This is a genomic window from Cupriavidus sp. IDO (assembly GCF_000812465.1).
Lineage (GTDB): Bacteria > Pseudomonadota > Gammaproteobacteria > Burkholderiales > Burkholderiaceae > Cupriavidus.
This window is the reverse complement of the sequence record NZ_JWMA01000064.1, coordinates 1-1,442: the sequence shown is the minus strand read 5'-3', so window position 1 is coordinate 1,442 and position 1,442 is coordinate 1. Positions and strand designations below refer to the sequence as shown.

Sequence of the window (1,442 nt, the reverse complement as noted above, 5' to 3'; positions counted from 1 at the left end):
ACAAGGACTCAATCACGGTTGCCTATGCGATAGGCCCGGGCGAAGTAGAGGTCTTGGGCAAGATCGGCACGACGCAGATCGAAGTCGATCGCTTGTGCAAACGACTGCAGACAAAGGCCAGGCATGTCTGCCTAGTCTACGAGGCAGGCCCGTGCGGATACGGCCTGCATCGGCAGCTTGTCGCGAAAGGGTTCGATTGCATGGTGTGCGCGCCATCACTGATCCCGCGCAAGCCTGGAGAGCGCGTCAAGACCGACAGGCGTGACGCGATCAAGCTGGTGCGCTCGCTGCGAGGGGGTGATCTCTCCGCTGTCCACGTACCGACCGTCGAAGACGAAGCCTTTCGCGACCTCGCCCGCGCCTGGGCCGCGGCCAGGCAGGATCTCAAGCAGGCACGACAGCGGCTGAAGTCTTTCCTGCTTTTGCACGGCGTGCGTTACCTCGGTCGCGCGAACTGGGGACCAGCCCACCGTCGCTGGATAAGCACGTTTTCGTTCGATAGTCCCTGGCAGCAACTGGCATTCGACGAACACCGACGTACCATCGAGGACCGGTTGGCGCAGTCCGAACGGCTGGAGGCAGCCTTGCGTGAGGCGGTTGTCGACTGGCGCTTCTATCCGGTGGTGCTCGCCTTGCAGGCCATGCGCGGCATCCAGTTCACGTCGGCGATAGGGCTGGTGTCCGAGCTGGGCGACCTCTCGCGCTTTGAGCATCCACGGCAACTGATGGCGTGGATCGGTGTCACCCCGTCGGAGCATTCCTCCGGGGGAAAGCGGCGCCAGGGCAGCATCACCAAGACTGGCAACAGCTACGCAAGAAAGCTGCTGGTTGAATCGGCGTGGAGCTACCGACATCCGGCCCGCGTGAGCGTTGACATTCAGCGCTGGCAGGAAGGCATTCCCAAGACGATCATAGATCGCGCCTGGGACGCACAACACCGGCCGTGTCGACGCTACCGCAGACTCGTGGCACGAGGCAAGAGCGAACACGTGGCGGCCATTGCCGTCGCTCGCGAGTTGGCCGGCTTCATCTGGGACATCGGGCGATTGGGCATGAGGCTGGCCGTACCGCGCAGCGCCTAGCAGGGCCCAGCCGCAGACGTAAGCTGACAAACATTTGAATCGGAAAGAGTTTCCTGAGGGGCGAGCGTAGTCCGGTATTCGAGCAACCCGCGATCGCGTTTGGCAACGGGGATCACCCGACTTGCGCAGTAAGGCAGCGGCAGGCTCATGTGACGGACCTCTGTAATGCGGTAGCCAACCCGCGAATATCAGCATGATCCACCGTCGAGTTTTACTGCTACGCCGCCCCTCAGGAAATTCGTGTCGCCTATGAACCTACAAACCTAAAAACCCCATCTATTGACACCGGGAGTCATATCAACGCGTTTTTGGTTACTTTTGTCGCTCGGACAAAAGTGACTCGCCCGGCAGGGCGAAACC

At 61.2% G+C, this 1,442-nt stretch carries 1 protein-coding gene; it reads left to right on the top strand.

Features of this window, described 5'->3' with window-relative positions; translation table 11 throughout:
• A partial coding sequence (locus RM96_RS19935) for an IS110 family transposase (protein ID WP_039013119.1) occupies positions 1-1,082 on the top strand: 1,082 nt, incomplete at its 5' end.
• Positions 1,083-1,442 lie beyond the last annotated feature (360 nt).